Source organism: Mesorhizobium sp. LSJC269B00 (genome assembly GCF_000502815.1).
Classification (GTDB): domain Bacteria; phylum Pseudomonadota; class Alphaproteobacteria; order Rhizobiales; family Rhizobiaceae; genus Mesorhizobium.
The window spans coordinates 1-26,889 of record NZ_AYVN01000017.1; the positions used below are offsets into that span (position 1 = coordinate 1).

Here is a 26,889-nt window from a genome sequence, read left to right on the forward strand (position 1 = left end):
CCGCTCGGCGGCCTGCGTGGCACGCTCGAAATCGAACGCCCTGCCGAAGCACCGCGCCAGCGCGACGCCAACGCCCGCACGCCGCAAGGCGGCTGGGTGCGCGATCTCCTGACCGGAGCATCGCGCGAGGAGGAAGTCGCCAGGCCGGCAGCGCCCGCGGAAGCACCGCGCGCAACTCCCGCCCAGCGCTCGCCGCTGCATGTCATGGAGTCGCTCAACTCGCTCTCGGTCGATATTGCCCGGGCGATCGACCACGACGCCTCGATCGAGCTGTGGAACCGCTACCGGCGCGGCGAGCGTGACGTGTTCACGCGCCGCCTCTACACGCTCAAGGGCCAGCAGACCTTCGACGAAATCCGCCGCAAATATCAGGCAGAGGCGGAGTTCCGCACCGCTGTCGACCGCTACTGCGACGATTTCGAGAAGCTGCTCAAGGACGTCTCGCGCAACGACCGCGACAACATCATGGCGCAGACCTACCTGACGTCGGACACCGGCAAGGTCTACACCATGCTGGCCCATGCGAGCGGCCGTTTGCACTAGCTACGATTGCTGCATCAAAATGAAAAAGGCGGGAAATTTCCCGCCTTTTTCGTTTGTCATGGATCGAACAATGACGAGCGCAAAGAACTCAGGCTGCCCTTGCTGGCGCGATGGGCTGCAAGCTATGCCTCCAGCATGAGGAAATACGGTCGCACCTTTCATCTGCCGATATCGGTCGGAGCCACCAGCGACGACAAGGTCATGGCGTCGCTTGAAGGACTAAGGGTGGCTGATCTTGTGGTCACCGAGAAGATGGATGGAGAGAACACAACCCTTCATCGCGATGGCTCTCACGCGCGCAGTCCCGATAGCCGTTATCATCCATCCCGAGACTGGCTGAAGGCATTTGCAGCAAATGTTTCACCGCAACTTGCTGACGATGAACGGATCGTCGGCGAGAACCTCTATGCCCGACATTCGGTTGCGTATGATGCGCTGCCGTCATTTTTTCTTGGCTTTGCATGGATCATCGGGGCCGAAATTCAACCGTGGGATTTGACCCTGGCCCGGTTTGAGGAACTGGGCATCACTCCTGTTCCCACGCTCTATCGTGGGCCTTTCAGCCCCAACCTCTTCGATAATCTGGCTGCGTCCCTGGATAAGGCCAAGCAAGAAGGCTTTGTGGCTAGGGTTGCCGAAGCATTTGCTGAGGCAGACATGCCCATTCGCATGGGCAAATATGTACGGGCAGGACATGTCCAGAGTGAAACCCACTGGATGAAGGCAGAACTGATCACCAACCGTCTGCCAGGCGGCTAAGGTTCCTGGGTCTCAAGCGCCTCGCCGGGTTCGCTCAGATCACCGAATCCGTCCAGCCCACAATATCCTTCGCCGCCTCGCCGAAGGCGCTGTCGAGCGCGCTGACATAGGCCGGATTGCCGCTGCCCGAGACGGGAGCGGATGCGGTGAAGCTCTTCGAGGCGCGCACCTCGCCGTTGCGGTCGTTCAGGATGCGCACGAAGAGATTGACCTCGGCATGCTCGCCACCATTGACGCGGACTTCGAAGGAGCGGATCTCGACGATCACCTGGTAGTCGATCGCCAGCCCCTCGCCCGGCTTGCCGACGCCGGCAAAGCTTCCGGAGCGCTGGAAGGTTTCGGCGAGCCTCGCCTGCACGATCAGCGGCAGCCGGTCGGCCCATTGCGCGCCCTTGAGATACTGGATCGAGCGATCTGACGGCTTGATGACGATGTTCTGGCTGTCCAGCGCCTTGAGCGCGGATGGCTGGGCGATCAGGATCTGGCGGCGGCTGTGGCCATGGGCGTCGATCGACGGGGCGGACAGCTCGAACGTATCGAGCGGCGCCGGCTTGCCTCCCAATGCCGCGCAACCAGCCAGCGTCAGGCCAAGCAAAACGGCCGCCGATCTATACCCACCCAACCCGAACGTCACGCGTGATCCCCACTGTCCCCGGATCGTATGATGAATCCGCATCCGCGGTCCATGTAATTGCTGCGGGCGGGCACGGAAGTCAACGCCGTGCCCTGCCATCGAACTGCCGGACCTCGCCGTCGCCGCCCGACAGGATGCGCTGCGGGTTGCGGCTGAGATCGGTCACCGCCTCTTCGATGCGACTGATCGAACGCCGGCTGTCCTGGACCAGCGCCTCGACATTCGACAGGCCCTGGCCCGAGAAGCGCGCGATGTTGTCGGTGATCGTGCCAAGCCGGGCGTTCAGCGTGTCGGCGACCTGCTTGAACGACTTCAGCGTGTCCCTGGCATCGGCCATGACGCCGTCGGCCTGGCCCGAACCGAGCAGCGTATCGACCCTTTTCAGGATGCCGTCGACGCGCACCGAGGCATCGTTGAGGCGCGACGCAAGCTGTTTGGCGTCCTTGATCGTCTCGTCGATGTCGTCGGCCCGGTCGGCGAACTTGTCGGTCACCTTGGCGATGTCGGCGGCGGCCTTGTTGGCATTTTCGCTGGCCTTCTGAATGTTGGCGAGCGCCACGCGCACCTGCGCCGGATCGATGCCGTCGAGCACATTGTCGACCTTTGCCAGCGTGCCTTGCGTGCGCGTGGCGAAATCGTTGACCGAGCCGACCGCGGTATCGACGTTCTTGATCACTCCGTCGAGCTGTCCGCTGGTCTCCTTCAGATTGGCGGTGACGGCGTCCACATTGGCGACGATGCTCTTGATCTTGTCCTTGTCGACGGCATTGAGCAGGCCTTCGGCAGCCTTCAGCGTGCCGTCGAGCTTGCCGGAAACACCCTTCAGCTCATCCGACAGCGCGCTGACGGCGGTCAGGAACTTGTCGATGCCGTCGGCATTCCTGGCCAGCGCATCGGAAAATGTCTGGGCGTTCTTGACGGTCTGGGTCAGCGGCCCGCGCACATCCCTGGTGAAACCTTCTAGGTCGGAAAGCACCTTGTCGGCGCGGGTGAAGATGTTCTGCGCCGTCTGCAGCAGGTTGGTGACCGCCGACGGATTGGCGATGATCTCGGCCGTCCTGCCTTCCTTTGCCGCCTCTTCCAGCAGGTTCGGTTCCTTGGGATCGGCGCCCTTCAATTCGATGTTGACCTGGCCGGCAAGGCTGGCGATGCCGATATCGGCCTGCGTCGATTTGGTGAGCGGCGTTGTCTGGTCGATCTCGGTCGTAGCAATGGCGGCATTGGGGTCATTGCGGTCGAAATAGACGCGCTTGACCACCCCGACCTTGACGCCGTTGAACAGCACCAGACTGCCGGGGCCGAGGCCGGAGGCCGAACCCTGAATGCGCACGCGCAGCTCCGCCGTCTCGCCGCGATCACCGATCTGGGCGGTCCAATAGACGAACCCGAACGCCGCCAGGATCGCAGCCAGGGTGAAAATGCCGACAATTACGTAGTTGGCTCTGGTTTCCATTGCCCCACTTATGTCTATGCGCGCGCGGCAAGATCAAGTTGCCGAGCGCGTTTTCCGCGGAAATAGGATTTGACCCACGGTTCTTCGCTTTTCAGCATGTCGTCGATCGTGCCTTCGACCAGGATTTTCTTGTTGCCGAGCACCGCCACGCGGTCGCAAGCGGTAAACAGCGTGTCGAGATCGTGCGTCACCATATAGACCGTCAGATCCATCGTATCGCGCAACTTCACCACCAATTCGTCGAATTCGGACGCGCTGATCGGGTCGAGGCCGGACGTCGGCTCGTCGAGGAAGACGATGTCGGGGTCGAGCGCCAGCGCCCGCGCCAGGGCGGCGCGCTTGATCATGCCGCCCGAAAGCTCCGAGGGAAATTTTTGCGCGGCGTCCGGCGGCAGGCCGACCAGTTCGATCTTGAGCAAGGCCAGCTCGTCCATCAGTTTCTTCGGCAGATCGAGATATTCGCGCATCGGCACCTGCACGTTTTCCTGCACGGTCAACGCCGAAAACAGGGCGCCGTGCTGGAAAAGCACGCCAAGGCGCATGTCGATGCGCAACCGCTCGATGTCGCTGGCCTTTTCGAGGTCGAGACCAAACAGCTTGATCGTGCCGGACTGCTTGTGCAGCAGGCCGAGAATCGTGCGCAGCAGCACCGATTTGCCGGCGCCCGAGGCGCCGACGAAACCGAGGATTTCGCCGCGCTTGATGTCGAGCGCCAGTTTGTCGAGGATCAGCTTGTCGTCCAGGGCAACGGTGATATCGCGCACCGACAGCACGATATCGTCTTCTTCCATTCCCTGCACAGCCTTGGTCGCCTTTGAGTTTCTGCGCATCATGTCAGAACTCGATCGATGCGTAGAAGATGGCAAAAAGGCCATCGAGGATGATGACGACGAAGATCGATTTCACAACCGAGGCGGTGACGTGCAGACCCAGCGATTCGGCGCTGCCGCCGACCTTCATGCCTTCTACGGAAGCAATGGTGCCGATGATCATGGCCATGAACGGCGCCTTGATCAGCCCGGCGAAGATGGTGCTGATATCGATTGCCCCGCGCAGCCGGTCGATGAAGGCCGTCGGCGCAATACCGGAATAAAGCCAGGCGGCTAGGATGCCGCCGCCAAGAGCGGCAAAATTGGCGACGATGGTGAGACAGGGCAGCGCGATCACCAGCGCCACCAGGCGCGGAAACACCAGCACGCCGATCGGGTTGAGGCCGATGACCTTCAGCGCGTCGACCTCCTCGCGCATCTTCATCGAGCCGATCNCCAGCACGCCGATCGGGTTGAGGCCGATGACCTTCAGCGCGTCGACCTCCTCGCGCATCTTCATCGAGCCGATCTCGGCGGTGATGGCGCTGCCGGAGCGGCCGGCGATCATGATGGCGGTCATCAGCACGCCGAGTTCGCGCAGGATCAGCACGCCGACCAGATCGACAACGAAAATGTTGGCGCCGAAATAATTGAGCTGGTAGGCGCCCTGCTGGGCGACGATGGCGCCGACGATCGCCGACATCAGCACCACCACGGGGATGGCGCCGACCCCCATGCGATCGATCTGGTTGAAGATCGCCGCCGGATTGATGGCATGGCCGCGCCCGAGCTTCATCTGGGCGCCGCCGATGGTGGCGCCGAGGATGTTCATCGAGGCGAGGAAGTCGTCGCGCATCTCATAGATGCGGCGGCCGACCGCCTCCAGCCCGCGGAGGATGATGTTGGGGCGCCGGACGCCGCGCGATTCGGGCTCGCGCCGGACAGCTTCGCCAACGGCGCCGAGCAGGATCGAGGCGACATCGCTTTGCCCCTGCATCTTGATCTCGACACCCTTCTTTTCGAAGACACTGACCAGGCGATCGATCAGCCAGGCGCCGGCGGTGTCCATCTTCTCGATGTGGGAAAGATCCAAAGCGAGCGTCTGGAAGCCTTTGCGCTGCTCGATCTTGCGCATCTCGGCGTCGATCAGCGCCACTGTCGTCGTCGTCCAGATGCCGGAGAAAGCGCAGCGGAGGACGCCGCCCTCCTCGCCGACCGCAACGCGGGGCTGGTGGTCGGCCTCCTTGGCGGCGTTGCCGCTTGCGTCGCGTTTGCCGATGGTCAACATGGCGTCCTGTTTAGCCTGACGGGTCGTACCTGTCGATTTGCCGACGACGCGTTGTCGCATAGCCGGAGCAGAAAATTATGGCGCGTGTCATTTCGGTTGAGGCCGAGCGTTTTCCCATTGCCGGCACCTTCACCATCTCGCGCGGGTCGAAGACCGAAGCCGAAGTCATTACCTGCACGATCAGTGATGGGGACAATCGCGGATGGGGCGAATGCGTCCCCTACAAGCGCTATGGCGAGACCATGGAGGGGGTGCGCGACGCCATCGAGGCCATGCGCCGGCAGATAGAAGGCGGCATCAGCCGCAAGGAACTGCTCGATGCGATGCCGGCGGGTGCTGCCCGCAACGCCATCGATTGCGCCTTGTGGGACCTGGAGGCCAAGATCAGCGGCGTTGCGGTCGCGGACGCCATCCACGTTGTGCCCTTGTCGGCGCTGGAGACGGCCTACACGCTGTCGCTGGGCGAGCCGGAGGCAATGGCGGCGCAAGCCCGCGCCAATGCCGGGCGGCCGCTGCTCAAGGTCAAGATTGGCGGCGACAACGACATGGCCCGCATCCGCGCCGTGACCGAAGCGGCGCCCGACAGCCGCATCATCCTCGACGCCAATGAAGGCTGGATCGATGCCAACATCATCGAGAATCTCGCTTTCGCCGCCGAACATGGCATAGCCCTGATCGAACAGCCGCTTCCCGCCGGCCATGATGCCATCCTGCGCCACATCGCGCATCCGGTGCCGATCTGCGCAGACGAAAGCGTCCACGAGGCGAAGGACCTCGAAACGCTTGTCGGCCTCTATGACGCCGTCAACATCAAGCTCGACAAATCCGGCGGCCTGACCGCCGCCCTTACCCTTCGCAACCGCGCCCGGGAGCTGGGATTCGGCGTGATGGTCGGCTGCATGGTCGGCACGTCGCTGGCGATGGCGCCGGCAGTGCTTTTGGCGCAAGGCGCCGACTTCGTCGACCTCGACGGTCCGCTGCTGCTTGCCCGCGACCGCCAGCCCGGCCTCGTGTACCAGGGGTCGCTGGTGTCACCGCCTGACAGGATGCTGTGGGGCTGAACGCGCGGCGAGCCCGATCAGCGCCAGGCCGACGATGGCGATCGGGATCATCGCCAGGAAGCCGTCGACGCCGTAGCGCTCGTAAAGCGGGCCGGACGCCAGCGTCACCGCCGCCATGAAGAAGCCGTTGAAGAAATAGGCAATGCCTTGCGCCGCACCCGTGCGTTCTTCCGAAACCGTTTCGCCGATCATCTTCTGCAGGCCGATCAACACCATCGCCACCGACACCGAATGCAGGGTCTGGACGCCGAAGAAACCGGCAACGCCAAGCCCGAGTGGCCAGATCAACGGAAAGGCGATCCAGCGCACGATGGAGCCGACGCCGGCGATCAGCATCACCTTGACGACTGAGACGGAGGCAAAAATACGGTTGAAAAACACGAACATGCAGACCTCGGCCACCACGCCCCAGGCCCACAGCAGGCCAACGACGGAATCGCTGATGCCGACCGATTTCCAGTAGATTGAGACAAAGCCGTAGAGGAAGGCATGGCTGGCGGTGATGATGCCGACGCCGAGGGTGAAATACAGGAAATACGGATTGAGAAGGCTCGGCGCCTGATGCTGGATGTCGGCGGCCGAAAGCGGCGAAGCCCGGCGCGGGCGGCCAAGCCGCGGCGCCAGCAATCCGGCGACGAGCGCGGCAGACAATGCCGCAAAGATGATTACCGGCACGGCCTGCGGGCTCGTCCAGGCGAGGATAAAGCCGCCTGCGACATTGGCGCAGAGATAGGATATCGAGCCCCATTTGCGCATCGCGGTGTAGTTCGAGCCAAAGCGGCGCACACCCGACAGCGCGAGCGAATCGGCGATCGGCGAATGCGGCGTCCACACCACCGTGAGCGCCAGCGATACGGCAAGCACCGCCGCATAGGTGGGAGTGAAGAAATAGCCGGCGGAAAGCACCATCGTCGCGGCCACCAGCGCAATATAGACATCGGCCCTGTCCTTCGCCCGGTCGGCCAGCGCGGTCAGCAGCGGCGTCGTCACCACGCGCAGGAACATCGGCGCCGCCAGGATGATGGCGATCTGCTCGGCGTGGAAACCCTGGGCATGCAGCCACAGCGGGAAATAAGGCACATGCGTTCCCAGCGACACGAACAATGTCGCGAAGATCAGGCTCATGCGCAGTTCGAAATGGCGCGGCTTGACGAGTTGTTCAGGCGAAAGCGGCGGCAGCGACATGAATCGATCCAATTACGCTGCACAAAGGGCTGCAACGCAGATCGATCCCTTAACATGCGCGAAAGCGGTCCGAAACTGCCTGGACCAGTCGATTAACAGGAGGGTTATGCCGCTTCGACGACCCTGTCTTCGATCAGCAAGGGGATGAACGGCTCGTCCGGTGCTTCGGGCAGCACCAGCGCCCAGTGGATGATCTCCATCTTGCCGTCGAAATGTTCGACCACCGCCGTGCAGCTCTCCACCCAGTCGCCGGTGTTGATGTACTGCACATCCTCATAAGTCTCGATCACGGCGTGATGGATGTGGCCGCAGATGACGCCGTCGACATGCGAGCGGCGGGCCTCCTCGGTCAGCACCGTCTGGAACGAGCCGATGAAGTTGACCGCCTTCTTGACCTTGACCTTGGCCCAGGACGAGAACGACCAGTAGGGAAGCCCAAGCAGGTGGCGCAGCCTCGTCACCGCGCGGTTGACCAGCATCGCCGCGTCATAGGCGTAATCGCCGAGATAGGCCAGCCAGCGTGCATTGTGGACGACGGTGTCGAACTGGTCGCCATGGATGACCAGCAGGCGCCTGCCATCGGCGGTTTCGTGGATGGCGCGGTCGGCAACGACGATGCCGCCGAAATGCACGCCTTGGAACTGGCGCGCGAATTCGTCGTGATTACCGGCGATATAGGTGATCGAGGTGCCCTTGCGCGCCTTGCGCAGCAGTTTCTGGACGACGTCATTGTGGCTCTGCGGCCAATGCCAGCTGCGCCGCAGACGCCAGCCGTCGACGATGTCTCCGACGAGATAGATGATATCGGCATCGTGATACCGCAGGAAATCGATCAGGAACTCGGCCTTGGCCGCCTTCGATCCGAGATGCAGGTCGGATATGAACATGCTGCGGAAAGTGCGGGTTTCTGTACCGGACATCAGATCGTCACCGTTGCTTTCGCGCAGGCTATGCCCCGATTCATGCAACAACCGTATGACGGTTGCGATTGGGCCAGCCAAAGGGCTAGCGTGCCGCGCCATTCACAGGAGAAAATCGTCATGGATCTTGGCATCAAGGGCAAGAAGGCCATCGTCTGCGCATCGAGCAAAGGGCTTGGCCGCGGCTGCGCCACGGCGCTGGCCGAGGCCGGCTGCGATCTCGTTGTCAACGGCCGCAATGCCGAGCTGCTGGCAAAAACCGCAGCCGAACTGCGCGAACGCTACGGCGTGAAGGTGACCGAGATCGTCGGCGACGTCTCGAAACCCGAGGTGCAGAAGGCAATCCTGGCCGCCTGCCCCGACCCGGATATCCTGGTCAACAACAATGGCGGCCCGCCCTTGCGCGATTTCCGCGAACTCGACCGCGCAAAGATCCTCGAAGGCGTGACGCAGAACATGGTGACGCCGATCGAACTGGTGCAGGCCGTGATCGACGGCATGGCCAAGCGCGGCTTCGGCCGCATCGTCAATATCACCTCGCTGTCGGTCTACGTCCCGATTCCCGGCCTCGATCTGTCGTCCGGCGCGCGAGCCGGGCTGACCTCGTTCCTGGCCGGCGTGGCGCGCACGGTGGTCGACCGCAACGTCACCATCAACAGCCTGCTGCCGGGCAAGCTCGACACCGACCGGCTGCGCGGCCCGCATGAGGCCGGCACGATAGAAGACCCGGCAGCGGCCGCTGCGCGCAAGACCCGCATCAGCGCCGACGTTCCGGCCAAGCGGCTCGGCACGCCGGAAGAGTTCGGCCAGATCTGCGCCTTCCTGTGCTCGGTCCATGCCGGCTATCTCACCGGTCAGAACATCCCGGTCGATGGCGGCCTCTATGTCAGCGCGTTCTAAAGGGCTCAGTGCATCCTCAGCAGGATTTCCGCGCAACCGATTGAAATAATTCGGTCTTTTAGGCCCCGGTTGTTTTAGCCGCCCTTGCGTCATTTGGCGTCGCGAAAAACCATTTTTGCGTGCTAAAAGGCTGCAAAGCAGGTTTGAGGGAGCGGCCGCATGGAAGGCGAGAACAAGAAAACGGCACGTTCGGACCTCGACGAAGCCGCCCTCTACTTCCATAAGCATCCAAGGCCGGGAAAGCTCGAGATCCAGGCGACCAAGCCACTCGGCAACCAGCGCGATCTGGCGCTGGCCTATTCGCCTGGTGTTGCCGCCCCCTGCCTCGAAATCCGCGACGATCCGGCGACCGCCGCCGACTACACGGCGCGCGCCAATCTGGTCGGCGTCGTCTCCAACGGCTCGGCCGTTCTCGGCCTCGGCAATATCGGCCCGCTCGCCTCCAAGCCGGTGATGGAAGGCAAGGCGGTGCTGTTCAAGAAATTCGCCGGCATCGACGTCTTCGACATCGAGATCGATGCGCCGGGCATAGAGCGCATGGTCGAGACGATCTCGGCGCTGGAACCGACTTTCGGCGGCATCAATCTCGAGGACATCAAGGCGCCCGAATGCTTCGAGGTCGAGGCGCAGTTGAAGGCCCGCATGGGCATTCCCGTCTTCCATGACGACCAGCATGGCACCGCCATCATCGTCGCCGCCGCCGTGCTCAACGGGCTGGAATTCGCCGGCAAGAACATTTCGGACATCAAGATCGTCACCGCAGGCGCCGGTGCGGCAGCGCTCGCCTGCCTCAACCTGTTGGTCTCGCTTGGCGCCAAGGTAGAGAATATCTGGGTCACCGACCGCTTCGGCGTCGCCTACAAGGGCCGCACCGACGAGATGGATCGCTGGAAAGACCCCTATGTGAAGGACACCGAGGCGCGCACGCTGGCCGATGTGATCCCTGGCGCCGACGTTTTTCTCGGCCTGTCGGCCGCCGGCGTGCTGAAGCCGGAATTGCTTGAGCATATGGCGCCTAAGCCGTTGATCCTGGCGCTGGCCAACCCCAATCCCGAGATCATGCCGGAGGTCGCGCGCGCCGCCCGTCCCGACGCGATGATCTGCACCGGCCGTTCCGATTTTCCCAATCAGGTCAACAACGTGCTTTGTTTTCCTTACATCTTTCGCGGCGCGCTGGATTGCGGCGCCAGCGCCATCAACGAGGAGATGAAGATGGCCGCGGTTCGGGCGATCGCCGCGCTTGCCCGCGAAGAACCATCCGACGTCGCCGCCCGCGCCTATTCCGGCGAGACGCCGATCTTCGGACCCGACTTCCTTATCCCCTCGCCCTTCGATCCCCGCCTGATCCTGCGCATCGCGCCGGCGGTGGCCAAGGCTGCCTGCGACACCGGCGTCGCGACCCGGCCGATCACCGACTTCGCCGCCTATATCGACCAGCTCAACCGCTTCGTCTTCCGCTCCGGCCTGGTGATGAAGCCGGTGTTTTCGTCGGCCAAGGCGTCGACCGCCAAGCGCGTCATCTATGCCGACGGCGAGGACGAGCGCGTGTTGCGCGCAGCCCAGGTGGTGCTGGAGGAAGGCATTGCCGAGCCGATCCTGATCGGCCGCCCGCACGTCATCGAGGTCAGGCTGAAGCGCTACGGCCTGCGTATCAAGCCGGGCGTCGATTTCGGCCTGATCAACCCGGAAGACGATCCGCGCTACCGCCATTATGTCGACCTGTTGATCGAGCTTGCCGGTCGGCGCGGCGTGACGACGGAGGCCGCGCGCACCATGGTGCGCACCGACAATACGGTGATTGCGGCACTGGCCCTCAAACGCGGCGACGCCGACGCCATGATCTGCGGCCTTGAGGGCCGTTTCGAGCGGCATCTGCGCAATGTGACGCTGGTCATCGGACCACGCGCGGGCGTCAAGGACCGCGACCTGTCGACGCTGTCGATGCTGATCTCGCAGCGCGGCATCATCTTCCTCACCGACACCCATGTCTCGGTCGACCCGACGGCCGAGGAAATCGCCGAAATGACCATATTGGCGGCGGAGGAAATCCAGCGCTTCGGCATCGAGCCGAAGGCAGCGCTGCTGTCGCATTCGGATTTCGGCTCGCGTGATTCTCCCAGCGCGCTGAAGATGCGGCAGGCAGCGGCGATCCTGGCGCGCGTTGCGCCCGACCTGCAATGCGACGGCGAGATGCATGCCGATTCAGCCCTGTCGGAGCATCTGCGCCAGCGCGTCTATCCGCATTCGCGGCTGAAGGGCGAAGCCAATCTCCTGGTGTTCCCCAACCTCGACTCCGCCAACATCACGCTGACCGCGCTGCGCACGATGATGGACGCGCTGCATGTCGGGCCGATCCTGCTTGGCACCGACAAGCCGGCGCATATTTTGACGCCGTCGGTGACCTCGCGCGGCGTCGTCAACATGACGGCGCTTGCGGTGGTCGAGGCGGCGCACAAGGCGCAGGCGGTGGTTGATTTCAACTGACGCCGTCAGGCAGGCACGAAACGGTAATACCCGGTCTGCGTGAAGGCAAACAACGTGTCCTCCTCGCGGGCGCCCGCCCCGATATTGTGGATGACCAGCGCTCGTTCCGGCACGTCCGCCGAGCGTTCGGATGAGACGATGACGATGTGCGGCAGGTTGCCGGGCAGCATCTGGGTGACGATATCGCCCGGCTGAAAGTCGGGAGGATACTCGCTGGCGGGCAAGGAAACTCCGTTGCGCCCGAAAAAAGCGGCAAGATTGCCGACCCGTCGGTGGTCGATGTTGCGGTCGGTCGCTTTCAGGCCCCAGGTCTTGGGATAGGCGGCGAAATTGGCCGCCATGTCCTCATGCACCAGTTTCTGCAGGTCGAGATTGAAGGCGCGGCGATAGGCGCGCACGATGACATCCGTGCACACGCCCCTATCCGGCGCGACGTCGCCGCCGGGATAGCCGAGGCGGACATAGGCCGGGTCGTAGAAGGTGGTGACGCCGACCTGCTCACGCGCGGCTTCGACCAATTTGCTGCGCCAGTCCGGAGCGGCTGGATTTTCCTGCGCCAAGGCTGCGGGCGCCGCCAGGCACAGGAGGCCGAACTGCAGTGCGGTTCGACGGGTAATCGCGGTCATGCCAGCTCCCCGGGGCATTGCTGGATCGTGGGATAATTCCGGGGCGATTGCGCCTTTTTCATGCAGCGGTGAGATCGCACAGTTGCCGCCCTATCCAAACGCCTCCTGCAACGCCTCTATGGGCTAAGACCATCTTTGGTTGTAGATTGAGGGAACGGTTAACCGCGAATCCGGTAGACAGGCAGGCAAGCGGGGTTCGGGCAATGACGGGCGGACGATGGAGGCTGAAGCACCTGGCTGCGCTGCTCGGCGCGCTTGTGCTTTCGGCCGTCGCCACCACTGAACCGCAGGCCGCCTCCCGCGTTTGCCGTCAACTGGAAGCCGAGCTTGCTTCTTCATCGAATGGCGGCGGCAATTCCAGCATGGTGCGGAAGTATGACAAGGCCATCTCCCGCCAGTTCGAACAGCTATCAAAGGTGCGCGGTCGTGCGAGCGATGCGAATTGCGGGTTTTCGCTGTTTTCGCGCAATGTCAGCCAATGTGCTGCGCTGAACAGCAGCATCGATCGCATGAACGCCAATCTCGATGCGTTGCAAGCCAAGCGCGCGCAGCTTGCCGGCGGCGGCTCGCGGGGCGACCGCGGCCGCATCCTGGCCGCGCTCGACGCCAATGGCTGCCGCGACGAGCCCGCGCCGCGCCGGGAGCCGCTGCAGGAAGCCAGCCGCGAACCCGACGACGGCAATCTGTTCGACCAGCTTTTTGGCGGCAACCGGCAGATCGACACGCTCGATCAGCCCGATGATCCCGGCGAGGAGCGCAATGTGCGCCGCGTCCTCAACCAGCCCGGCGTGCCGGATTTCCCGACGGTTGGCGGCGAGTTTCATACGAGCTGCGTGCGCACCTGCGACGGCTATTTCTTCCCGATGTCGAACTCGGCTTCGCTCGGCGATTTCGAGCGCGACCAGAAGAATTGCGAATCGAGCTGCCCCGGCACCGAAATGCAGGTGTTCTATTCGCGCGGCATGGAAGACGATTCGGCCAACATGACGTCGTCGGTGACCGGCAGGCCCTACAGCGAGTTGCCGACCGCCTATCTCTACAAACAGCCCAACATGTCGCGGCCGCTGGCTTGTGGCTGCAATGCGCAGGCCGGAAATTTCGAGATCATCGGCGGCAACCCGCCACCGCCCGAGCAATCGCAGCCTGATACCGAGACAACGCCATTCATTCCGGTGCCGGCGGCCAAACCCGATCCGGGCGCGGATCCGGAGACGCTGGCGAACGTACAAGGCGGGCTCGACCGCGCCGCCATCAAGCGCCTTGCCGTCAAGCCGGTGGTGTCGCCGGTGTCGCTGATCCCGCCGGACCAGCGCAAGGTCAGGGTCGTCGGGCCAGCGTTCCTTCCCGACCCAGCAGCGGCAATAGATCTGCAAGCTCCGGCCCGGAAGCAAGTCCGGTAAGCGCCAACCTGAGCGGCATGAACAGCGCCTTGCCCTTGCGGCCGCTGGCTTCCCTGATCCTGGCCGTCCAGTCTTTCCAGACCGTACCGGTCCACGGCTCTTCCGGCAACAGGTCGAAGGCCTGCTGCAGGAAGTCGCGATCCTCGTCGGAAAATTCCGGCGCCGGCTGCGGGCCGTCGGCAAGGATGCGCCACCAGCCGACCGCGTCGCTCAGCCGGTCGAGATTGCCGCGCACCGCCAGCCAGAACGGCTCGGCCTTGTCGCCGGAGATGCCGAGCACGATCAGCCGATCCCGCGCCTCGGAAAACGGCATGTGGTGCATGAGCGCACGATTGAGCACGAACAGCTCGTCCGGGTCGAATTTGGCCGCCGATTTCGACGTGGCGGCGGGATCGAAGCGCGCGGCCAGTGCCGGCATGTCATGCACCGCCGCGACATTTTCCGAGGTGCCGACAAGGACGGCCAGCGAAGCCACAGCCATCGGTTCGATGCCCTCCTCGCGCAGGCTTTCGATCGACAGCGCACCGCTGCGCTTCGACAGGCCCTCGCCCGAGGCCGTGGTCAAGAGATTGTGGTGGCCGAAGACAGGCGGCTCGGCGCCCAATGCCTTGAACAGCGCGATCTGCACGCCGGTGTTGGTGACGTGGTCGTCGCCGCGAATGACATGACTGACCCCCATCTCGATGTCGTCGACGACCGAAGGCAGCGTGTAGAGATAAGTGCCGTCCTCGCGCCGCAGCACCGGATCGGACAGTGAGGCCAGATCGACGGTTTCCTCGCCGCGCACCAGATCGTTCCAGTGGATTTCGGTGCGTTCGGGCTGCAGCGGATCGCTGCTGAAATTCGGCAGCAGAAAGCGCCAGTGCGGCCGGCGGCCATCGGAGCGGTATTCGGCGATCTGCTGCTGCGAAAGCGCCAGCGCCTCGCGGCCATAGACCGGCGGCAGGCCGCGCGTGCGGCGCACCTTGCGGCGCAGGTCGAGTTCTTCGGGGGTCTCGTAGCAGGGATAGACAACGCCGGCCCTTTGCAGCCGCTCCACTGCCGCGTCGTAAGTTTCGAAGCGCCGCGACTGGTATTCGGTGGCGTCGGGAAAAATCCCCAGCCAGTGCAGGTCGTAGAGGATGGCGTCGGAAAATTCCTGCCTCGAGCGGGCAATGTCTGTGTCGTCGAAGCGCTGGATGAAACGGCCCTTGTTGTTCATGGCAAACAGCCAGTTGAACAAGGCGGTGCGGGCATTGCCGATATGAATGCGGCCGGTTGGTGAGGGGGCAAAACGGACGGTAACTGTCATGGGCGGGGCGTAACGGATGCTCTTGGAATTGACAAGACGCGCCCCCGCGCGACGCCAAAGACATAATGCACGCCAGCTAAAATGAAAAGGCTGTGAGCCAGAATCCGGCCGGGCCTGTCTCGGGTGAACCGCTCACCAGCGGTCCACGCCGGCAGAATCGGGCTTCCCTCAGCCGCTTTTTGTCCCCGTTATCCACATATGTGACACACAAGATGTTGGGGTCACAAAAGCTACGCAAACGAATCCTTGACGACGCAAACCGAGTCGCCTTTTATGTGCCATGTGCTCTTGTTGAGGGCGCGACCGGAGAGTTTCGAGCCCGGTCATTTTCCCGGATTTTGTGCGTTTTGGCCATGATTTCCGCCTGTTTACGAGGCTGGCGGAAGCGTTGGATCGTGGGGCTTCGGGAGCGAAAAGGGAGATTTGTCGGACTGGAATAAATTGTCTGTTAACACTATATTTAGTGTTTGCAGGCAGGTTCGACGCTAGATAGTGTGAATTTCCCTCGGTCGAGGGAATCGAGGAAAAATTCAGTTTTGAGGGACCCGCAGGGTTCGGCGCAGAGTTGGAACAGCGGCTTCGTAAGAAGCTCGACCAGCAAGGCGACGAAGAGTGCGACAAGGAGAGCCGGTGTTTTCGAACGCCGGCAGACGGCGGACATGCGCGTTTCGCATTGGGGGCAGAAATCCCCGGGGAAAAGCGCTATATATAGACAAAAGGGACCGGACCAATGCGCATCGAGCGTCGTTTCACCAAGCCAGGCCAATCAGCTTACGCGGAGATCGAATTCCGCAAGGCGCTTTCGGAGATCAAGAATCCGGACGGCTCGGTGGTGTTCCGCTTGGACAATATCGATGTGCCGGCGCAGTTCTCGCAGGTTGCCGCCGACATCCTGGCGCAGAAGTATTTCCGCAAGGCCGGCGTGCCCGCGCGCCTGAAGAAGGTCGAGGAGAACGACGTCCCCTCCTTCCTGTGGCGCTCCGTCGCCGACGAGGCCGAGCTTGCCAAGCTGCCGGAAGCCGAGCGCTACGGTTCCGAAATCGACGCCCGCCAGGTCTTCGACCGGCTGGCCGGCACCTGGACCTATTGGGGCTACAAGGGCGGCTACTTCAAGTCGGAAGAAGACGCGAGCGCCTTCCGCGACGAACTCGCCTATATGCTCGCCACCCAGCGCGTTGCGCCGAACTCGCCGCAATGGTTCAACACCGGTCTGCACTGGGCCTACGGCATCGATGGTCCGAGCCAGGGCCACTATTATGTCGACCCGTTTACCGGCAAGCTGACCAAGTCGAAGTCCTCCTACGAGCATCCGCAGCCGCATGCCTGTTTCATCCAGGGCGTGCAGGACGATCTCGTCAACGAAGGCGGCATCATGGACCTGTGGGTGCGCGAAGCGCGCCTGTTCAAATACGGCTCGGGCACCGGCTCCAATTTCTCCATGCTGCGCGGCGAAGGCGAAAAGCTGTCGGGCGGCGGCCGTTCGTCCGGCCTGATGAGCTTCCTCAAGATCGGCGACCGCGCGGCGGGCGCAATCAAGTCGGGCGGCACCACGCGTCGTGCGGCCAAGATGGTCATTGTCGACGCCGACCATCCCGATATCGAGGAATTCATCGACTGGAAGGTCAATGAAGAGCAGAAGGTGGCGTCGCTGGTCACCGGCTCCAAGATCGTGAAAAAACATCTCGAAGCGATCATGAAGGCCTGCATCAATTGCGAAGGCCATGATGACGATTGCTTCGACCCGTCGATCAACACCGCGCTGAAGCGCGAGATCAAGGCGGCCAAGAAGTCGGCCGTGCCGGAGAACTACATCTACCGCGTCATCCAGTTCGCCAAGCAGGGCTACACCGCGATGTCGTTCAAGACCTACGACACCGACTGGGATTCCGACGCCTACCTCACCGTTTCCGGCCAGAACTCCAACAATTCGGTGTCGCTGAAGGACAACTTCCTGCGCGCCGTCGAGGACGACGCCGACTGGCATCTGACCGCCCGCAAGGACGGCAAGGTGCTGAAGACGCTGAAGGCACGCGACCTCTGGGAAAAGATCGGCTACGCCGCCTGGGCTTCCGCTGATCCGGGCCTGCATTTCAACACGACGATGAACGACTGGCACACCTGCGCTTCGGCCGGTGCGATCCGGGCCTCCAACCCGTGCTCGGAATACATGTTCCTCGACGACACGGCCTGCAACCTGGCCTCGATCAACCTTTTGCCCTACCGCAATGCCGACGGCACGATCGATATCGCCGCCTATGAGCACACGGTACGGCTGTGGACCGTCGTCCTCGAAATCTCGGTGATGATGGCGCAGTTCCCGTCGAAGGAGATAGATCGGAAGAGCACACGTCTNCGCCATCATGACCGGCATTGCCTATGCCACATCGGCCGAGATGGCCGGCGAGCTCGGCGCCTTCGCCGACTACGACCGCAACGCCCAGAACATGCTGCGCGTCATGCGCAACCACCGCCGCGCCGCATACGGCGAAAAGGGCGGCTACGAGAAGCTTGCCGTCAATCCGGTGCCGCTGGTCGCGTCCGACCTCAAGCAGCAGGAGCTTTTCGTCCACGCCAAGGCTGCCTGGGACCGCGCCATCGAACTCGGCGAGGAGCATGGCTACCGCAATGCGCAGGCAACCGTGATTGCGCCGACCGGCACGATCGGCCTGGTCATGGATTGCGACACCACCGGCATCGAGCCTGACTTCGCGCTGGTGAAGTTCAAGAAGCTTGCCGGCGGCGGCTATTTCAAGATCATCAACCGCGCCGTGCCGGAAGCGCTGCGCACGCTGGGCTATTCCGAAAGCCAGCTGGCCGAGATCGAGGCCTATGCGGTCGGCCACGGCAACATGAACCAGGCGCCGGCGGTCAACCCCGGCTCGCTCAAGGCGAAGGGCTTTACCGATGACAAGATCGCCGCGCTCAATGCGGCGCTGAAGTCGGCCTTCGACATCAAGTTCGTCTTCAACCAGTGGACGCTCGGCGCCGACTGGGTGAAGGAGACGTTTGGGTTCACCGACGAACAGCTCAACGATTTCTCGTTCGAGATGCTGCCGGCGCTGGGCTTCTCGAAGAAGGACATCGAAGCCGCCAACATCCATGTCTGCGGTGCGATGACCCTGGAAGGCGCGCCCTTCCTCAAGGCCGAGCACCTCGCGGTGTTCGACTGCGCCAGCCCGTGCGGCAAGATCGGCAAGCGTTCGCTTTCGATCAACAGCCACATCCAGATGATGGCGGCGGCACAGCCCTTCATCTCCGGCGCCATCTCCAAGACCATCAACATGCCCAACGATGCGACGGTTGAAGACGCCAAGGGCGCCTACATGCTGTCGTGGAAGCTGGCGCTGAAGGCCAACGCGCTTTACCGCGACGGCTCAAAACTGTCGCAGCCGCTCAACTCCTCGCTGCTCGCCGATGGCGAGGACGACGAGGACGACATGGTCGAGCAGCTTATCGCAGCACCGGCTGCGGCGCGTGCGGCGCAGATCACCGAGCGGATCGTCGAGCGCATCATCGAGCGCGTGTCGCGCGAGCAGGAAAAGCTGCCGGGACGCCGCAAGGGCTACACGCAGAAGGCCAAGATCGGTGGCAACACCATCTTCCTGCGCACCGGCGAATATGACGATGGCCGTCTCGGCGAGATCTTCATCGACATGAACAAGGAAGGCGCAACCCTGCGCGGCTTGCTCAACAACTTCGCCATCGCCATCTCGCTTGGCCTGCAGTACGGCGTGCCGCTCGACGAATATGTCCACGCCTTCACCTTCACCAAATTCGAGCCGGCCGGCATGGTGCAGGGCAACGACGCCATCAAGAGTGCGACGTCGATCCTCGACTACGTGTTCCGCGAGCTCGCCATCTCCTATCTCGGCCGCAACGACCTCGCCCATGTCGACCAGTCGGATTTTTCCAACACGGCATTGGGACGCGGCATCAGCGAAGGCAAGACGGACGCGGTCTCCAAGGGCCTGACCCGTGGCGCCTCGCCGGTAAAGCTGGTGTCGCGGGCAACGAGCAGTGATCCCAAGGGTTTTGCCGGCGCCGGCACCCCTGCCCGCTCGGCGCCCACCGCCTTCTCCGGCTCCAATGTGCTGGCGCTGAAGCCGGCCAGCGACGAGGCGGTCGCCTACAAGCGCGACTATGAGGAGCGGGCCAAGGAATTGGCAGAGGACATCGCCTTCGAGCAGGACGCGGCTTCCACCGACGCTACCGCGGCACTGTTCACCGACGCTGCGGCCAACGAAGCGGCCGAAGCCAAGAAACTCGCCGCCGACCGCCGCGCCAAGTCACTTTTGCAAGGCTACACCGGCAATTCCTGCTCCGAGTGCCAGAACTTTACGATGGTTCGGAACGGGACTTGTGAGAAGTGCGATACGTGCGGCGCCACGAGCGGGTGCAGCTGAGACTTCTCGCGTTTCTTAATCTCAAGCAGAAAGAGGCGGTGCATATTGCGCCGCCTTTTTTTGTTTCATGATCTTCAAAAACAGGTTATAGCGCATCACAAATAACAAAATGAACCGGTGGGGAATGGCATGCCTTATTCAAAAATAATGGGGTTTAGCTATCAAAAAGGAAAAATAAGATACTCTACGCTTTCAAACATCGCATCAAATTTGACGTATTTGAACCACGGGTCAATAAAGTACGACGTAGAGCTCGACCTTTCCGACCTTGTTGAACGGTGGCGTCTCGATTTTAACGAACTTTTTAAAGCACAAAAACCAGACTTAGTTTCTTCCATTGAAATTTGGGAAAGCAAAAGCCGAAATTCATCACGGTATCAAATACTGCCTCTCGGAATACTTTCGCAGTGCTGCAAATCTAACAATATTCCAATAAAAGTTTTTACGCCTCAGGCTTTTATTAAAGGAGGGCCATTTGGCCTCCCTGCTGGCGCCAAACCTATACATGCAGTAGATGCAAAATTTCAAGCGCATCCTCCCCTGTGGGACGAAATGCAGCGAAAGAGTGTGTTAGTTGCTTGGCGAGCGGCACTGGAGTGATTTCATGTTGTTCTCGGCTAACGACACGATTAGCAATGTTCGCATACTAAAATACGTCGGCGCGGGCGCGTTCGGCGAAGTTTATCACGCAATCGATCTGGCAATGAATCGAGAGTGTGCGGTAAAATACGTTGAAAACACGGATCCGGCTGCATTTAAAGCTCATATCGAAGCTCAAGTACTTCATCTTTGCAAACACGATCGCGTAGTCGAAGTATTTGACGTGCAACCAATCACCCACGCTGGAAAAAAGTACGCCGCCATCGAGATGGAGTATCTCCCTGACGGCTCGGCAGAGGCATTCTTGGAGAAACAACATGTTTCATTAAGAATGGCAATAAGATGGGTTATCGACATACTTTTTGCTTTGGAAAATTCTCACAATAATTCCGTTTTGCACCGCGACATCAAGCCTGCAAATTTCATGCTGAAAGGAAAGTACGCGAAGTTGTCTGATTTTGGCCTCGCGAAGGCCACTGGTGGAGTTCCTCACGGCAGCGCTGCGGGGACCCCAATATATTCGGCGCCAGAGCTGTTTTCTGCCAAGGTAACCTCTGTCGCCACAGAGATATTTTCAACAGGGATGTCGCTCTATCAGTTGGCGTGCAACATGCGGGATTGGGGCGCTTTTCCGATAAGCAAATCGATGGTCGAGAAGGGCCAAGTGGTCAAGCGAATTGGTTATCCTGGCTACATTCCTGAAAGATTGAAAAGAGTGTGCAACAAGGCTTGCAACCATGACCCAGCAAAGCGTTTTAAAAGTGCGCACGAGATGCGGCAGGCGCTTGAGAGTCTTTCGATCAGACTGGAATGGATACAAACTCAACCAAACGACTGGATCGCAGAAGATGGAACTAAGGAGCATCGTCTGACGATTGCACCTGGGAAAAACTCATTCGAGGTAATCTATCAGGTGAACGGAAGACGGAAAAACGAAAGCTGCGCGAAATTTTCGACTATGTCAGAAGCGATAGCAGGATTGAGCCAGAAGGTATCGCAAAGCTCACTTCGCTGATCATTAATCGACTTTCCAACGATTATGGACCGCAGGCCTAATGCATGTCGCCTTGAAGTGTGCCGCGGTTCTGGGACAACGACATGCATCAAAACAAAGACTTAAAGCGCGTCGCATGAATCCGTTTCAGCGCGACGCGCTTTAGATGTGGTCTGCGGTAGCCAATTTCTGCCGCCTTGCGCCAAGCCTTCTCGCCGCAATGAACGCCATACCAGGCGACTTGACCACAATCCGCTCTGGCTCCCGTCCGACGCCTACCCCTACGGCACCACCCGCAGCGTCTGCTCATCAAACAGCGGCTCGTCCTGCCCGGCGCGGACGAACAGCACCCTCTGCCCCTCGCCCGCCGGCACCTCGAAATACTGGATCCCATCAGGCATTTCGCCCCAGTCGCCGCAGGGCGGTTCGGGAACCTCGTCATTGGCGAGCGCTTTCAGTTCCTTCGCATAGGCAGCATCCGGGCTGAATGTGTAGCGTTTGACGCCGGCGAGCACGGTGCCCTCGGTGTAGGGCGCCAGCACGCAGCGAGCGCTGACGGCCTTATCGGTCTTTTCCAGCGACAGGCGCAGCACGGCAGCCTCGGCGGTTTCGCCTGATTTGATGTCGAACACCTCGACCAGAGGGTCGGCGCCCTCGCCATCGCTGTATTTGATGGCGAGCGCGTTGCCGACGAATTCGAAATGGATCTGGCGGAAGCCGAAATCGCAGCGCTGTGCCCAGGCGGCCAAACCGACCGTCTTGTCGGCCAGTTTTTCCCACACGCATTTGTCGATCGGTGGGCGTGATGGAACGGGCTCGTCTGCATGCGCAACGGCAATCGCCGCCGAGGCAAACAGCGTGCATATCCAGACAATCGATCTCATGGCGCTATTCATCGCTGCATCCTGTCAAAGTGAAGGCACGAGCCCGACCAGCCAGGCCGCAGCACCAATAAAGCCAGCCGAACAGACCCAAAGCAGCCAGAGCCCGCGCACCCTGCATTCGAGCACCGATGAGGCCGGGTTGACGGGGTCGTAGTGGACGTTGACCTCGCTGCCTTCGGCGTAGCGTTGCGACTGGCCCCGAACCAGGGCGGCCAGCGAAGCGGCGACAGCGGCGCCGAAGGTGACGCGGCTGGAAATGTAGCGCCGACCGGCAACCTCATAGCTGTAGACGATGCGAGACCGAAAGGCGCGGCGCCAGCGTTGGGTGCCGGCATCGATCCGGATCGTCTCAAGTCCCGAAGCATCGATGCGGCCGGCGGCAACCGGCCATTTTGTCGCCCGCCTTGCAAGCACCTTATGGGCTATTCCCATGAGCAGGATGAACAGGCCCATGAAAAACAGAACCATCGCGATGCCGAGTTTTTCCGGCTTATGCAGGAACGGCCTGATCGCCTCCAGAACACCACCGGTGGAAAACACCAACACCGCGGAACCGATCACCAGCCCCGCAGACAGCTTGACCATGAATTTGAAGGCGCCGTCCGGCAAGGTGCGCTCGATCACCGCCTTGCTGGGGTCGGCCGGGTTATAAAACACCGTCACCTCGGCGCCTGTTGGAAACTGCGCCAGGGTTTCATCGACTTCGAAATTGCCAAGATTTTCCTTCACGCTGTAACGCGAGCCGCGATATTTCTTGCCGGCCACTTTGTATTCGAAGGTGATGGCGGGAAAATTCCTGACTTCGGTGACCTTCTCGCTGTCGGCGCCGACGCCCGAGACCTTCACCTTGCGCGCCTCGACGCGCGACGAGATGATCTTGCCTGGCGTCGGCAGCCAGTGGCTCATCGCCTGCACCTCGCGCCATTTGACGAACGTGATGAGCGACAGAGCGGCCGCGACCACGCAGAAAAACCCGACGATCAGAAATTGCAGTTCCACCGCGTCCCCCAATCCCCCCAGGAGTGCCGGAAGCTTCAAATAGATAGCACGGCGACGGCAATGTCTTGTTTATTCGCAAAAGCCGAACCACCCTTCCTCGGGTATCGAAGCCTCGCCAACTTTGTTAAGAGTGGCCCAAACCGTCAGGAGCCACGAGACCAGGATGACAGCACTGCGCGTTCTTTCAGATGCCTTCATTCCGGAACTCCCGAATCACTACAAAGGCAAGGTCCGCGAGAATTACGATCTGCCGGATGGCCGCCGCATCATCATCGCCACCGATCGCCTGAGCGCCTTCGATGTGATCCTGACCGCGATCCCGCTCAAGGGCGAGCTGCTGACGCAGACGGCGCGCTACTGGTTCGAGGAAACCGCCGACATCTGCCCGAACCATGTGCTCGATTATCCCGACCCCAATGTCGTTGTCGGCACCAGGCTCGATATCCTGCCGGTGGAAATCGTTGTTCGCGACTACCTCGCCGGCACCACCAGCACTTCGGTGCTGACGAAATACAAGAACGGCGAACGCGATATGTACGGCATCCGGCTGCCGGACGGGTTGCGCGACAATGAGAAGCTGCCGCAGGCCGTCATCACGCCGACCAGCAAAGCGCTCGATGGCGGTCATGACGAGCCATTGACGCGCGATGAGATTCTGACGCGGGGCCTGTTGTCGGAAGAGCAATGGGACGCCGTTTCGCGCTATGCGCTGGCGCTGTTTGCGCGCGGCAAGGCGCTGGCCGCCAAGCGCGGCCTGATCCTGGTCGACACCAAATATGAGTTCGGCACGGACAAGGATGGCGCCGTCATCCTCGCAGACGAAATCCATACGCCCGACTCCAGCCGCTACTGGCTCGCGGCATGCTATGAAGAGCGTTTCAAGTCAGGCGAGCGGCCGCAGAGTTTCGACAAGGATTTTATCCGCGCCTGGGTCACGGCGCGATGCGACCCCTACAAGGACCGTATTCCGAAAATCCCGGCCGAGCTGATCGAGCAGACGTCGCGGGTCTACACGCAGGCCTTTGAGACCATCACCGGCAAGACCTTCACTGCCGACACCTCGGGAAAGACGGTGCTGGACCGTATTCGCGAGAATTTGAGGCCTTATTTCTGACAGCGATTGCCTGGCAGTCCGCGCCGCGTCATGACGGCCTCACAGCCAGGAAGGTGGTCCATTCCTCGCGATCGCGGCCGACGTTGAATTCGTCTCCGACAAGGACCAGCCCGGCGCTTTCGAGACGGGCCGCGAAGTCGTCCCTGCGCCAGTAGACCGTATGATATTCGCCGCTCTTCTCGCCATCGCCAATGCGCATCGAGACGAGGAAGGCGCCGCCCGGCCGCAACGACCCGGCAATCTTGGCAAGCACCTGGTCGGCCTGCTCGCGCGGCACGTGGATCAGGACGCACAATGCGAGCACCGCGTCGTAGGGGCCGCCGAGATCGTCGGTGATGAGATCGAGAAACTCACCATGCTTGCCGCGTGCGGCCTGCAACTCGAGAAACCGCTTCGTTGCGTCTGTGCGCCGAACCTGGACACCGAGCCCTTCGACGAAGTCCGCATCGTATCCGGGCCCCGAACCGACTTCCAGAATCCGGCCACCTTTGCCGGCGATCTTCACCAGGCGCTTCAGCCATTTCTGTTCTCTTTGGTTCGGAACGTGCCGCACCAGAGCGTCGTAGCGTTCGGCATAGTCCTCATAGGCGTTGATCGTTTGGCGGCTCTTCGCCAGATCCTCGGATGGCACAGTCATCTTTCCCTCCCCTGGTCAAAGAGCTTGCTTAGCCAATGGTGCCGGGAGGCACGCGTCCGTCAAGCATACCGATATCCCTGAGGAAATGATCCGACAGCGAGCGGCGGTCGAGCAAGCCGCGCTTGCGAGGCCTGAACGGCGCGGTGAAGAGGTCGAGCACCGGGCGGCGAAGCGTGTTGTAGAGAGCGATGGTGGTGGTCATTGCCGTATCCTCAGGGTTTGATCCGATGAATGCAGCATGCCGTTTTCCGGGCTTGGTTTCCAATCGAACGTCGCGTAGTATGCATCAGCGGGATTGATGCGTCATGAGCTGGGAACTACCACCATTAGGAGCCATCAGGGTCTTTGAAGCCGCGGCCCGGCTGGGCAGTTTCACCAAGGCAGCCGAAGAACTCGGCATGACCCAATCAGCTGCCAGCTATCAGATAAAGGTGCTGGAAGAACGTGCCGGAACGCCGCTTTTCATAAGAAAAACAAGGCAGATCGCGCTGACCGAGGCCGGACAGCAGCTGGCGCCGCACGCAACAGGCGCGTTCTCGACCCTGGCCGACGCATGGGTCGCCACCAAGGGTGGAGCGACCGGCGTGCTGTCGGTGACGACCATGGAAACCTTCGCATCGAACTGGCTGGCCGTATGGCTTGGAACATTCCAGCTGATGCATCCCGATCTTGCCGTGAAGGTGAATACATCGCACGGGCTGGTCGATTTCACGCGCGGCGACATGGATGTCGGCATTCGCACCGGCAGTGGAAAATGGCCGGGCCTGACGGCTCACTATCTGTTCAAGGCGGACTATACGCCGATGCTCAGCCCGAGACTCGCCGAAAGCGTCGGCGGCATCCACCGCCCCGAGGATCTCTACCAAGTGCCGCTATGCTGTGCCGACGATCCCTGGTGGGAAATCTGGTTCAAGGCTGCCGGCGTGCCGTTCGAGCCCGATCGCGTCATCGCTGGCCCGAAGCTGGGTACGCAGGCCTATGATGCGATGGCGGCGCTGACCGACAAGGGCGCCGCGATCCTCACCAGAAACCTTTACAGCGCCCTGTTGGAAAAGGGCCAGTTGATACAGCCATTCGGCGTGCTTGGATCGGACGGCGACGGCTATTGGCTGGTGCATCTGGAGAGCCGCCGCAACGCGCCCAAAATCAAGGTGTTTCGCGACTGGGTGCTGGCGCAGACGGCTGACATACGCGAGCGTGAACGGCGCTAGACTTTCCCTTCTCCCCTTGTGGGAGAAGGTGGATCGGCGCGTAGCGCCGAGACGGTTGAGGGGTGCGTGACGGAGCACCGTCATTGCCAAGCTGGAACACCCCTCATCCGACCGAGCTTCGCTCGGCCACCTTCTCCCACACGGGGAGAAGGAAGAAGCGCTCAATCCTTGAAGGTCAGCCCGTACTTCGCGACCTGCTCCTTCGGCATATCCGCAAGCGCCTGGCGGGTGGTGTAGCCGCCATAGATCACCTTGCCGTTCTTGATCATCCAGTCCTCGACGTCGCCCTCGGTCACCGTCATCCTGTCGCCGATCTTGTACTTGTTGCCGTTGACCGGCACGTCGGCGAGCAGGCCGATATAGGAGCCGTCGCTGTAGCCGACCAGCTGCAGCCAGATATGCTCGGTGGCGCCGTTCTGGGTCAGCGGGAATTTTACCGTGTAGGTGCCGGGTGTGCCGGCGTCCATCAATTCGTGGAAGCGCTTGAGGGTCGAGCGGCCGCTGTCCTTGGCGGCCTGCATCGCCTTGTCCTCGGTGGAATAGGACACGACGTTCTGCTTCGACTCCGCCAGCGAAGCGCCACTTCCGCCCGGCATGTGGCCGAGCGAACTGAAAAACCCGTAGCCGACGGCGGCGGCAAGTGCGACAGCCACAACTGGATTGCGCATGGATCCCTCCGAAACCCGATCACGGG

At 61.6% G+C, this 26,889-nt stretch carries 23 protein-coding genes and 1 pseudogene; 11 read left to right on the top strand and 13 right to left on the bottom strand.

All coding sequences use genetic code 11. The features are described from left to right. Positions 1–543 (top strand): hypothetical protein (locus X771_RS01000000165460; RefSeq protein WP_033001501.1); only part of this gene is annotated, 543 nt, incomplete at its 5' end. A 6-nt stretch (positions 544–549) separates the two neighbouring features. After that, positions 550–1,302 carry an RNA ligase family protein gene (locus X771_RS138535; RefSeq protein ID WP_023816580.1) on the top strand — a complete coding sequence of 251 codons (753 nt, stop codon included), beginning with the start codon at positions 550–552 and terminating at the stop codon, positions 1,300–1,302. A gap of 34 nt (positions 1,303–1,336) precedes the next feature. Here the strand turns inward: X771_RS138535 and X771_RS138530 are convergent, their stop codons facing one another. Genes X771_RS138530 through X771_RS138515 form a run of 4 tightly spaced genes read right to left on the bottom strand, consistent with a single transcriptional unit; the run spans position 1,337 to position 5,486 of the window. Beyond that, entirely contained in the window at positions 1,337–2,035 is a 699-nt protein-coding gene (locus X771_RS138530; protein ID WP_023690140.1) for an ABC-type transport auxiliary lipoprotein family protein, read from the bottom strand. Continuing rightward, positions 2,016–3,389, bottom strand: coding sequence for an MlaD family protein (locus tag X771_RS138525; protein WP_023690141.1), 1,374 nt, complete (start codon positions 3,387–3,389; stop codon positions 2,016–2,018). The genes X771_RS138530 and X771_RS138525 overlap by 20 nt, the downstream gene beginning before the upstream one ends. A 14-nt stretch (positions 3,390–3,403) precedes the next feature. Then, entirely contained in the window at positions 3,404–4,219 is an 816-nt protein-coding gene (locus X771_RS138520) for an ABC transporter ATP-binding protein (RefSeq protein WP_196813757.1), read from the bottom strand. Between the two features lie 4 nt (positions 4,220–4,223). Next, positions 4,224–5,486: an ABC transporter permease gene (locus X771_RS138515; RefSeq protein ID WP_023690142.1), complete on the bottom strand. Its 1,263-nt coding sequence runs from the start codon at positions 5,484–5,486 to the stop codon at positions 4,224–4,226. 77 nt (positions 5,487–5,563) lie between these two features. Between X771_RS138515 and dgcA the strand changes: the two genes are divergently transcribed. Continuing rightward, on the top strand, positions 5,564–6,547 hold the full coding sequence (dgcA, locus tag X771_RS138510) for an N-acetyl-D-Glu racemase DgcA (protein ID WP_023690143.1): 984 nt from the start codon (positions 5,564–5,566) through the stop codon (positions 6,545–6,547). Here the strand turns inward: dgcA and X771_RS138505 are convergent. Beyond that, a complete protein-coding gene (locus X771_RS138505) occupies positions 6,518–7,732 on the bottom strand; it encodes an MFS transporter (RefSeq protein ID WP_023690144.1) in 1,215 nt (404 codons plus the stop codon). The genes dgcA and X771_RS138505 overlap by 30 nt on opposite strands. Positions 7,733–7,836: 104 nt before the next feature. Next, the gene (locus X771_RS138500) at positions 7,837–8,652 is read right to left on the bottom strand and encodes a UDP-2,3-diacylglucosamine diphosphatase (protein WP_023690145.1); all 816 of its coding nucleotides are present in this window, start codon (positions 8,650–8,652) and stop codon (positions 7,837–7,839) included. A gap of 120 nt (positions 8,653–8,772) precedes the next feature. On the opposite strand from X771_RS138500, the gene X771_RS0135080 reads away from it, so the two are divergent. Further along, entirely contained in the window at positions 8,773–9,552 is a 780-nt protein-coding gene (locus tag X771_RS0135080) for an SDR family oxidoreductase (protein WP_023816575.1), read from the top strand. Between the two features lie 159 nt (positions 9,553–9,711). Beyond that, a complete protein-coding gene (locus X771_RS138495) occupies positions 9,712–12,036 on the top strand; it encodes an NADP-dependent malic enzyme (RefSeq protein WP_023690146.1) in 2,325 nt (774 codons plus the stop codon). 5 nt (positions 12,037–12,041) lie between these two features. Here the strand turns inward: X771_RS138495 and X771_RS138490 are convergent, their stop codons facing one another. Continuing rightward, positions 12,042–12,662 (bottom strand): DUF1287 domain-containing protein, encoded by a 621-nt coding sequence (locus tag X771_RS138490; protein ID WP_023690147.1) that lies wholly within the window; start codon positions 12,660–12,662, stop codon positions 12,042–12,044. A gap of 203 nt (positions 12,663–12,865) precedes the next feature. On the opposite strand from X771_RS138490, the gene X771_RS138485 reads away from it, so the two are divergent. Further along, the gene (locus tag X771_RS138485) at positions 12,866–14,062 is read left to right on the top strand and encodes a DUF2865 domain-containing protein (protein ID WP_023690148.1); all 1,197 of its coding nucleotides are present in this window, start codon (positions 12,866–12,868) and stop codon (positions 14,060–14,062) included. Here X771_RS138485 and gltX read toward each other — a convergent pair. After that, complete coding sequence (gene gltX, locus X771_RS138480; RefSeq protein ID WP_023690149.1) at positions 13,980–15,353, bottom strand: glutamate--tRNA ligase; 1,374 nt, start codon at positions 15,351–15,353, stop codon at positions 13,980–13,982. The two genes, X771_RS138485 and gltX, sit on opposite strands and share 83 nt — an antisense overlap. Before the next feature lie 730 nt (positions 15,354–16,083). On the opposite strand from gltX, the pseudogene X771_RS01000000165465 reads away from it, so the two are divergent. The 3 genes and pseudogenes from X771_RS01000000165465 to X771_RS138465 all read left to right on the top strand — a co-directional run bounded on the left by X771_RS01000000165465 (position 16,084) and on the right by X771_RS138465 (position 21,371). Next, positions 16,084–19,756 (top strand): annotated as a pseudogene (locus tag X771_RS01000000165465) (vitamin B12-dependent ribonucleotide reductase). Between the two features lie 129 nt (positions 19,757–19,885). Next, positions 19,886–20,356 carry a hypothetical protein gene (locus X771_RS1000000168370; RefSeq protein WP_156936041.1) on the top strand — a complete coding sequence of 157 codons (471 nt, stop codon included), beginning with the start codon at positions 19,886–19,888 and terminating at the stop codon, positions 20,354–20,356. A gap of 4 nt (positions 20,357–20,360) precedes the next feature. Continuing rightward, positions 20,361–21,371 carry a serine/threonine-protein kinase gene (locus X771_RS138465; RefSeq protein ID WP_084566833.1) on the top strand — a complete coding sequence of 337 codons (1,011 nt, stop codon included), beginning with the start codon at positions 20,361–20,363 and terminating at the stop codon, positions 21,369–21,371. 260 nt (positions 21,372–21,631) lie between these two features. On the opposite strand, the gene X771_RS138460 is transcribed toward X771_RS138465, so the two are convergent. Next, the gene (locus X771_RS138460; RefSeq protein WP_245262764.1) at positions 21,632–22,234 is read right to left on the bottom strand and encodes a hypothetical protein; all 603 of its coding nucleotides are present in this window, start codon (positions 22,232–22,234) and stop codon (positions 21,632–21,634) included. Between the two features lie 24 nt (positions 22,235–22,258). Next, positions 22,259–23,233 carry a DUF3592 domain-containing protein gene (locus X771_RS138455; protein WP_023690154.1) on the bottom strand — a complete coding sequence of 325 codons (975 nt, stop codon included), beginning with the start codon at positions 23,231–23,233 and terminating at the stop codon, positions 22,259–22,261. 172 nt (positions 23,234–23,405) lie between these two features. On the opposite strand from X771_RS138455, the gene X771_RS138450 reads away from it, so the two are divergent. Further along, positions 23,406–24,347, top strand: a complete 942-nt coding sequence (locus tag X771_RS138450) for a phosphoribosylaminoimidazolesuccinocarboxamide synthase (protein WP_023690155.1) — start codon at positions 23,406–23,408, stop codon at positions 24,345–24,347. Positions 24,348–24,375: 28 nt separating this feature from the next. Here the strand turns inward: X771_RS138450 and X771_RS138445 are convergent, their stop codons facing one another. Further along, on the bottom strand, positions 24,376–24,984 hold the full coding sequence (locus X771_RS138445) for a class I SAM-dependent methyltransferase (protein ID WP_023690156.1): 609 nt from the start codon (positions 24,982–24,984) through the stop codon (positions 24,376–24,378). 28 nt (positions 24,985–25,012) lie between these two features. Beyond that, on the bottom strand, positions 25,013–25,186 hold the full coding sequence (locus X771_RS1000000168930; protein WP_023669054.1) for a hypothetical protein: 174 nt from the start codon (positions 25,184–25,186) through the stop codon (positions 25,013–25,015). A 103-nt stretch (positions 25,187–25,289) separates the two neighbouring features. On the opposite strand from X771_RS1000000168930, the gene X771_RS138440 reads away from it, so the two are divergent. Next, positions 25,290–26,195, top strand: coding sequence for a LysR family transcriptional regulator (locus X771_RS138440; RefSeq protein WP_023690157.1), 906 nt, complete (start codon positions 25,290–25,292; stop codon positions 26,193–26,195). Between the two features lie 161 nt (positions 26,196–26,356). Here X771_RS138440 and X771_RS138435 read toward each other — a convergent pair whose 3' ends face one another. After that, complete coding sequence (locus tag X771_RS138435; RefSeq protein ID WP_023690158.1) at positions 26,357–26,863, bottom strand: DUF2314 domain-containing protein; 507 nt, start codon at positions 26,861–26,863, stop codon at positions 26,357–26,359. Positions 26,864–26,889: the final 26 nt, after the last annotated feature.

What these genes read in the sequence shown, in the direction of transcription:
- X771_RS138495 (WP_023690146.1), top strand. Translation starts at nt 9,712, where the DNA reads ATGGAAGGCGAGAACAAGAAAACGGCACGTTCGGACCTCGACGAAGCC.
- X771_RS138490 (WP_023690147.1), bottom strand. Translation starts at nt 12,662, where the DNA reads ATGACCGCGATTACCCGTCGAACCGCACTGCAGTTCGGCCTCCTGTGC.
- X771_RS138500 (WP_023690145.1), bottom strand. Translation starts at nt 8,652, where the DNA reads ATGTCCGGTACAGAAACCCGCACTTTCCGCAGCATGTTCATATCCGAC.
- X771_RS138485 (WP_023690148.1), top strand. Translation starts at nt 12,866, where the DNA reads ATGACGGGCGGACGATGGAGGCTGAAGCACCTGGCTGCGCTGCTCGGC.
- X771_RS138525 (WP_023690141.1), bottom strand. Translation starts at nt 3,389, where the DNA reads ATGGAAACCAGAGCCAACTACGTAATTGTCGGCATTTTCACCCTGGCT.
- X771_RS1000000168370 (WP_156936041.1), top strand. Translation starts at nt 19,886, where the DNA reads ATGCCTTATTCAAAAATAATGGGGTTTAGCTATCAAAAAGGAAAAATA.
- X771_RS138440 (WP_023690157.1), top strand. Translation starts at nt 25,290, where the DNA reads ATGAGCTGGGAACTACCACCATTAGGAGCCATCAGGGTCTTTGAAGCC.
- dgcA (WP_023690143.1), top strand. Translation starts at nt 5,564, where the DNA reads ATGGCGCGTGTCATTTCGGTTGAGGCCGAGCGTTTTCCCATTGCCGGC.
- X771_RS1000000168930 (WP_023669054.1), bottom strand. Translation starts at nt 25,186, where the DNA reads ATGACCACCACCATCGCTCTCTACAACACGCTTCGCCGCCCGGTGCTC.
- X771_RS138435 (WP_023690158.1), bottom strand. Translation starts at nt 26,863, where the DNA reads ATGCGCAATCCAGTTGTGGCTGTCGCACTTGCCGCCGCCGTCGGCTAC.
- X771_RS138505 (WP_023690144.1), bottom strand. Translation starts at nt 7,732, where the DNA reads ATGTCGCTGCCGCCGCTTTCGCCTGAACAACTCGTCAAGCCGCGCCAT.
- X771_RS0135080 (WP_023816575.1), top strand. Translation starts at nt 8,773, where the DNA reads ATGGATCTTGGCATCAAGGGCAAGAAGGCCATCGTCTGCGCATCGAGC.
- X771_RS138520 (WP_196813757.1), bottom strand. Translation starts at nt 4,219, where the DNA reads ATGCGCAGAAACTCAAAGGCGACCAAGGCTGTGCAGGGAATGGAAGAA.
- X771_RS138460 (WP_245262764.1), bottom strand. Translation starts at nt 22,234, where the DNA reads ATGAGATCGATTGTCTGGATATGCACGCTGTTTGCCTCGGCGGCGATT.
- X771_RS138465 (WP_084566833.1), top strand. Translation starts at nt 20,361, where the DNA reads ATGTTGTTCTCGGCTAACGACACGATTAGCAATGTTCGCATACTAAAA.
- X771_RS138445 (WP_023690156.1), bottom strand. Translation starts at nt 24,984, where the DNA reads ATGACTGTGCCATCCGAGGATCTGGCGAAGAGCCGCCAAACGATCAAC.
- X771_RS138530 (WP_023690140.1), bottom strand. Translation starts at nt 2,035, where the DNA reads ATGGCAGGGCACGGCGTTGACTTCCGTGCCCGCCCGCAGCAATTACAT.
- gltX (WP_023690149.1), bottom strand. Translation starts at nt 15,353, where the DNA reads ATGACAGTTACCGTCCGTTTTGCCCCCTCACCAACCGGCCGCATTCAT.